This window comes from Bacillus sp. AFS041924 (genome assembly GCF_002577195.1).
In the GTDB taxonomy this organism is placed as follows: Bacteria; Bacillota; Bacilli; order Bacillales; family Bacillaceae_G; genus Gottfriedia.
On record NZ_NULG01000127.1, the window covers coordinates 1 to 7381 of the forward strand.

A 7381-nucleotide genomic window follows, 5' to 3' on the forward strand; every position below is an offset into this window, starting at 1 on the left:
TGTTAATTCTACTTTTTTATCATCTGAAGTCTTTCCAGTTGTCTTCTCATCTTTATTAGAACATCCTGCTAACATACCTGTAATAGCCATTGCAGCAAATGTTAATTTTAATCCACGTTTCATTTTATATCCCCCTAAAATGATTGTATTTATTTTTGTATTTGTTTTTGTTTGTTATCTCTTACATTCTCTACTTTAAAGTATTTAAGTTAAGCAAGTTTTAATCAATCGTAAAGAAATTGTAAATCTTTTTAAGAGGTGTATATTTAATTGGTTTTAGGGCATTTAGTCATAAAAAAGCTTACTTTCATATAAACAACATTTAATTTCTTACTAGCATTTTCGAAAGTCACTTCTGGGAACAAGTTAAAACTTCTACCTGTAGAAATACCACCCGGTGATTTAATAGAGGGAGAAATCGTGTATTGTTTTGAAACTTCCTGATCAGAAAAAGAATCACTTATTAAAATATTCGTAATCAACAAATCAGGATTGTACAAAAAATCAAAAGCATTCTTTGGTAGAATTCCTGAAATGATGACATTTCCCATGTATGTTTTTGGCTTTGAAACTTGAATATCTAACTCTAATCTCCCCTCAGATGACTGATACGTTTGGGCTCCAATTTGAAAGTTTTACTATTTGAAGCGAATTCAAAATAATTTTTCATCACCAGTTCTTTTGATTCCTTTTCCATTGTATGTATGTATCAGTTAGTGTAATATTCTGTAGTAAACGTTATTTTAGTTAGTTTTTGATGGCTAATTATGTGATAGATTGAATAAACCTTTCAAAAGATCAAAATGCGTTATTACTTAAAGATGATTTGTATAGAGTAGAAACATTAGAAAGGTGTGCAGAAATGTGAACAAAAGAATATTTTTGAATTTATTTACTGTGATTTTAATATTTGTGGGTTGCGGAAAAATCACTGAACAGTCTTCGTCAAAAAAAGTACAATCTCAAACGAGTATGGCCTCTAAGACTGTTGAAACCAATACGAGTACATCTACTGATGACTCAGAAAAACCAACAAGTGATAGTGAACCCAACAAGAATGTTCCTAAATCTAGCACATCAAAGGAAACAGGTACAAAGGATGGAATTGATTACAGCAAGTATACCCTAATTAAAGTAAACGGCGGGGATATGTCAGGAGATAGACGGTCGAATGTCAAAGTAGATGTCGGATTTGGAAAACGGGAATATTGGGCATATACAAATGAATTCGGTCAGTTAATTCGTGTTGAGGCGAAAAAAATAACACTTCAAAATACGAATACCGATCATGTTTTGTCATCAGGTAGATATTACTCTGATGAAGCAAATGTTCCTGGTACAGAGAGTCCAACCTTGGATAAAGGGCATGTGATTGCTGACTCGCTTGGGGGAGTATCAAACGCATATAACATTACACCTCAGGACAGCAATCTCAATAGGCACGGTGATCAAGCCTATATGGAAAAAGTGATTCGAGATGCTGGAGGTTGCACTGATTTCGTAGCAGTGATTCAATATCCAAATACTAAGACGCAAATTCCTAACCATTATAAATTCACTTACAAAATTCAGGGCAGAACCATTACAGATGAATTTGACAATGTAAATCCAGATGAAGTGAACAAAAATTTAGGGAAAACGACAGGTGCGAGCAGTACGCCACCGAAAACAGTCAAAGTACCTTCAAACAAAACAATAAATAGTAATGAAGATGTTAGTAAAGTGGATACCAACCATAACGGAAGTGTTACGATCGCTGAAGCCAAAGCTGCTGGCTTTAAAATGCCAATTACGCGCGATTCGTGGCTTTATAAATATATGGATGATCGAGATGGTGATGGCTTAGTAGGTGAATAAAGGGATTTCTTTTCTTCTTATTGAAGGTAAGAGGCAAGCTATAAAATGATATTGGTTTTTATTTCCCTTGATAATTTGTTTTAAGTATTTTGATCTTATTAATTTGTTAATATAGCATCAGTGATATTTTGGAAATATAGAGTTTCTTATTAAACTAAATCATTTCATTAGTTCAACAAAGATAGACTGCATTCGGCGGTCTTTTTTATTGCACTATTTTTAAAAATAGCTACGATCCTAACACTGAAATTACAAAAAGAGTGACAAAAATCTTTTTATTTAAATCTGTATTGTTTGACTTGATAAAATTAAATTTGGTGAAAATACTATAATATAGTAAGATAATACTTTGCTAGGCATATAAGACCGTCATTCATCATTGAAAGGAATTTGAAAAAATGCAATCAAATAAATACAATCACCTTTTATTTGCAAGAGGTTATATTATCTCGAAAAAAGGGATTAGTTCTCCACATTCTAACTGGAAAAAAATGAATATAGGAAATTACATAGTACAATTTGATCCAAAACTTGATTATTATTTTGATGAAAAGATATCTTCAAACGGAAATCAACTTTTTATATTAGGTATGATTTATGATATCTCTGATTCTACATTATCTAATAAAGAAATATACTTCAAATTAATTGAAAAATTAACATCCTCTGAGGATTCTTTCTTTGATTATTTAGATCAACTCGCAGGTCGATACTTAATTTTTTATCAAAAAGATGATTCTTTTAAAATCTTACAAGATGCAGCTGGTTTACGATCAGTTTACTATTCGAAAAATGAAGAAATCATTTCATCACATGTCGAGTTATTAGCACAAATATGTGGTTCTCACCCAATTAATAATGATTTATTAACTAAATCTCTTAAATACACTAGTTTCCATTTACCCGGAAATATATCTAGATATGAGGATCTTTTTTGCTTAACACCGAATACGCTACTTTGCTGGCCTAAAATAAAAGTATCAAGATTTTGGCCAAGAAAACCAATTGCAAATTATTCAATCGAGGAAGCTACTACAAAGATTTATGATCTAGTAAATGAGCAATTAAAATATTTTAAAAAAATAGATAAGAAGATATTATTTTCACTAACTGCAGGCATCGATAGTAGAACATCTTTAGCATTATTAAAAGATCATATTAATAACTGTGAATTTTTTACCTACTATAAGAGCAATACGGCACCTGTAAAGTCTTTAGCGATTGACTTAGATGTATCAAAAAATCTAGCTTCTAATTTAAGATTAAATCAGAAAATCCTTGAAATTGATTACAATGTTGCAAATACTGAATTCAATCAAATTTTATCAAAAAACAATGAGATGAATCATAGTTATCGATTAGCGAAACTATATTATGATAATTATGATGACAGTTATATTCACATTCGTTCAAATATTTTCGAGATTGGACGAGCATTTTATAAAAAAGAACTTAAAAAAAATTTAAAACCATATGATGGAAAAAATATTAATCCTGTTGAAATCGTTAGATGTTATAATTCTAAAGCAATTGAAGATATAGAAATTTTAAATTTATTTAAAACATTCTTAGAAACAGTAGAATTCACGGCTGATAGAATATTTAATCTAGATCCATATGATCTACTCTATTGGGAGTATCGAATGGGTGCTTGGCATAGCAATATATTACTTGAAAGTGATGTAGCCTTTGATACTTTAATTTTATTTAATGCAAGAAATATTTTAAGTATTATGCTTGGGGTAAACCTTCGAGCACGTCTTCAAAATGATTTATTTAAAAATATCATAACTACTTATTGGCCAATATTAAACTATTGGAAAATTAATTCAAAAGAAACAATTGCTGATTACTATGATCCTTTATTTGATGAGTTCGGAAAAAATCTACCGTCGATCTTAATAAATTCAGGAAATACAAAGAATACTAGCAAACAAGTTGAATATATGGCTAAACAATCTTTAAAAAGATTACAATTCCATCTTGTTGATTCAGCACCAAAATTAGGTGATTTCGTTGAAGCAACAATTAATTTAGATACGGAAAAATCTAAAGCATACAAAGCTTATTTACACTTAAGAACTCCTTATCAAAATGCATCGAAATCAAAAAGGCTTGAATATAGTGTATATTTAAATGAGACGCTTTTATTTAAAGAAGACATCGCTTTTTCAAATGAAACAAATCAAATCCAATTAAATTGGATAGCAAAATCTGATCATGACAATATTAAAGTACGAATTTCTTCATTAAAAAATTGTGAGTCGTCTAACTGGGGTGTCGCTGGAAAATTACTAATAGAAAGATTTACAATAAATCATTCTGATCTAGAAGACTTTACAATCAGTATCTCTAGTCCATTCTCAATAATGAATAAAGAAATATTAGATATTGTAGAGTAGAGAACTGATTTCAAAGGGATAGCTTATGCTATCTCTTTTAATTTCAGCTCCCCCTATTCTATTCTCCAGATTCAGCAAATTGTTTAATACGAAGTCCTATTTGATCACGAACTCTTTGGAATACACTCCATTCTTGACCTGCCGGGTCATCAAATCCCCAATGAACACGTTTTACATGTGGTGGTGTTACTGGACACACATCATTCGCATGACCACATAATGTCACTACTAAATCTGCATTGTTTAAGATATTATTATCGATTACATCTGATGTTTGATTTCGGATATCGATGTTAACTTCATCCATTGCTTTAATTGCATTTGGATTCACACCGTGTGCTTCGATCCCAGCTGATAAGACATTCCATTCATTTTCTAAATATTGTTTCCCAAAAGCTTCTGCCATTTGGCTACGGCAGGAGTTTCCAGTACATAAGAAGTAAATTGTTTTTTTATTATCTGGCATGTGTGTTCCACCTTTGTTTAAATTTAGATTGTTGTTTCTTTTGCAAAATATTTTCTTCTCATCCACAATGCTGCGTTAACCAACGCAATCATTACGGGTACTTCAACCAATGGACCAATTACTGCTGCAAATGCTGCTCCTGAATTTATTCCAAACACTCCAACTGCAACTGCAATTGCTAATTCAAAATTATTACTTCCAGCTGTAAAAGCTAAAGTTGTTGAAACACCATAACTTGCTCCCGACTTCTTCCCTAAGAAGAAAGAAACAAAGAACATAATGATGAAATAAATTAATAGAGGAATTGCGATACGAACAACATCTAAAGGTAGTGCTACAATTACTTCTCCCTTTAATGAGAACATCACAACAATTGTAAACAATAATGCAATCAACGTAATTGGACTAATTTTAGGAATAAATTCTTTTTCATACCATTCTCTGCCCTTTACTTTAACAAGGATTATTCTTGTTAATAGTCCTGATAAGAAAGGAATTCCTAAATAAATGAAAACTGATTTTGCCACTTCTGGCATTGTAATATCGATTGACATACCTTCTAAACCAAAAACTTTTGGTAAGACTGTTACGAAAAAATATGCGTAAACAGAGAAGAAAATCATTTGGAAAATGGAGTTAAAGGCTACTAATCCTGCCGCATACTCACGATCACCATCAGCTAAATCGTTCCATACGATAACCATCGCAATGCATCGTGCTAAACCGATCATGATTAAACCAACCATATACTCTGGATAATCTCTTAAAAAGACAATTGCTAATAAAAACATTAAAACTGGTCCAATCATCCAGTTTTGAATTAAGGATAGCAATAATACTTTTACGTCCTTAAATACTCTTCCGATCTCTTCATAACGAACTTTAGCCAGTGGCGGATACATCATTAAAATCAATCCGATAGCCAAAGGTATTGAAGTTGTTCCAATTTGTAATTTGTTTAGGCTATCAACAAATCCAGGTGTTGAAATGCCAAGAATTATCCCAATTGCCATTGCTATGAATATCCAAAGGGTTAAATATCTGTCTAAAAATGATAATCGTTTCATTCGCTTCTCCTTTTACTCACTAACAACAAGAATTAACTTTAGATTCAGTGGAAGTATTACAACAAGACGTATTTTCTATTTTTTGAACTTCACTATCTGCTTTGGTATAGAAGAATTCCCACTCATTTCCGTCTGGATCTGTTACCCAAAACTTATCTTGTACCGCATAACAACAAGTTGTATCCATTTCTTCTCGTGCGAAGAAACCTTCTTTTTCTAGTCTTTCCTTATGAAATAAGATTTCTTCAGATGTTTCAACTTGAAAACCAAAGTGATTTATTTGATTACCCTCAACTTGATCACGAACATTTAGAGTGAAATTAAGCCCTGGATTTTCTATTAGAAACTTCGCATATCCTTCTTTCACTTTAACAGGTGCTAAACCAAATACCTTTTGATAAAAAGCGATTGATGCCTCTAAATTTGTCACGTTAACCCCTACATGAACATATTTCATACAGAATTCCTCCCTTAATTTGTTAAATCAAAAAAATTTGATTTAATGATTAAAAAAATTTGATTTAATGATTAAAAAAAATTAACAACAATTACTGTTACGATTAGCGTTATCTGATTTTCGGAAAATACAACAAAGCTCTTCTGATAGTAAGCTGTTAACTTCTGTGTCATTCAAGTCGTAATAGCTCCATGTACCTCTGTTCTCTTTCACAATGAGCCCTGCATCGAGTAAGATTTTTAAATGGTAAGAAAGCTTTGATTGTGTCATATCGAACGCTTCTGTTAAATCACATACACATGTACTGCCTCTTTGGCACAGTTCATACATAATTTCTAGTCGCTTCCGATCAGCTAACGCTTTAAATTTCTGCTCATATTTCTGGAACTGTTGTTTCATCTCAGTCATGTGATTACTCCTTAATCAAATTTTCTTGATGAATTAAGTATATGTTAGTTTACCAAATAAATGCAATTTATTAATCAAAAAAAATTGATTTATTTTAAAATTTCTTATTCGACTAGTCTGCCATTTTTCTGTTCATGAACAAAATTTCGTACAAAATACAGTATTACTAACGAATTTGCGAGCAAATTTTTAATTGTTCCAGCTAATGGTTGACGATTGATTGAGTAACAAGTTCAATTACGTTAAATCAGATGCGTCAGTATCGGAACTTACGCGTCATACGTATCAGAGACTCATTTACATGTCTGGGTTCAAAGGAAAACCTGTTAGTATATGTAGTTTTTGATTTGAAATGTCGCTGTTTCATGCCCTGCAATCCAAGTACTTGAGGCATAAGTAGTAAGAAGAAGTGTAACAGAAATAAAAAAGCTGACTCAAAAAGTCATAGACCTTCTGAGTCAGCTTAATTTGATTATTATTCTAAACCTGCCATTTCTGAAGCTGGGATATAACCCATTTCAACTAACTTATTAGCGAAGTCATCGCCACTAATATATTCGATATATTCTTTTACTGGAGACTTAGCATCACCTTTTGTAATCATGTACTCATATGAATAGAATGGATATGCACCTGCAACGATATTGTCTGTAGAAGATTCTTTTCCGTCAATTTTAACTGTTTTTAATGCATCCTTTTTATCACCAATTAAATAGGAGTTAGC

The 7381-nt window shown here is 31.6% G+C and carries 6 protein-coding genes and 1 pseudogene; 2 read left to right on the forward strand and 5 right to left on the reverse strand.

Annotation, left to right across the window (positions count from 1 at the left end; genetic code table 11):
- Nucleotides 1-972: 972 nt before the first annotated feature.
- On the forward strand, nucleotides 973-1857 hold the full coding sequence (locus COC46_RS20450; protein WP_098811752.1) for a DNA/RNA non-specific endonuclease: 885 nt from the start codon (nucleotides 973-975) through the stop codon (nucleotides 1855-1857).
- A gap of 398 nt (nucleotides 1858-2255) precedes the next feature.
- Nucleotides 2256-4259 (forward strand): hypothetical protein, encoded by a 2004-nt coding sequence (locus COC46_RS20455; protein WP_098811748.1) that lies wholly within the window; start codon nucleotides 2256-2258, stop codon nucleotides 4257-4259.
- Nucleotides 4260-4317: 58 nt separating this feature from the next.
- Here COC46_RS20455 and arsC read toward each other — a convergent pair whose 3' ends face one another.
- From arsC to COC46_RS22420, 5 genes and pseudogenes are all read right to left on the reverse strand, one after another.
- The gene (arsC, locus tag COC46_RS20460; protein WP_098811749.1) at nucleotides 4318-4725 is read right to left on the reverse strand and encodes an arsenate reductase (thioredoxin); all 408 of its coding nucleotides are present in this window, start codon (nucleotides 4723-4725) and stop codon (nucleotides 4318-4320) included.
- Between the two features lie 23 nt (nucleotides 4726-4748).
- Nucleotides 4749-5792 carry an ACR3 family arsenite efflux transporter gene (gene arsB / locus COC46_RS20465; protein WP_098811750.1) on the reverse strand — a complete coding sequence of 348 codons (1044 nt, stop codon included), beginning with the start codon at nucleotides 5790-5792 and terminating at the stop codon, nucleotides 4749-4751.
- Nucleotides 5793-5811: 19 nt separating this feature from the next.
- On the reverse strand, nucleotides 5812-6249 hold the full coding sequence (locus COC46_RS20470; protein ID WP_098811751.1) for an ArsI/CadI family heavy metal resistance metalloenzyme: 438 nt from the start codon (nucleotides 6247-6249) through the stop codon (nucleotides 5812-5814).
- A gap of 81 nt (nucleotides 6250-6330) precedes the next feature.
- On the reverse strand, nucleotides 6331-6657 hold the full coding sequence (locus tag COC46_RS20475; RefSeq protein WP_369700074.1) for an ArsR/SmtB family transcription factor: 327 nt from the start codon (nucleotides 6655-6657) through the stop codon (nucleotides 6331-6333).
- A 475-nt stretch (nucleotides 6658-7132) separates the two neighbouring features.
- Nucleotides 7133-7381, reverse strand: a pseudogene (locus tag COC46_RS22420) (phosphate-binding protein); the annotation flags it as partial.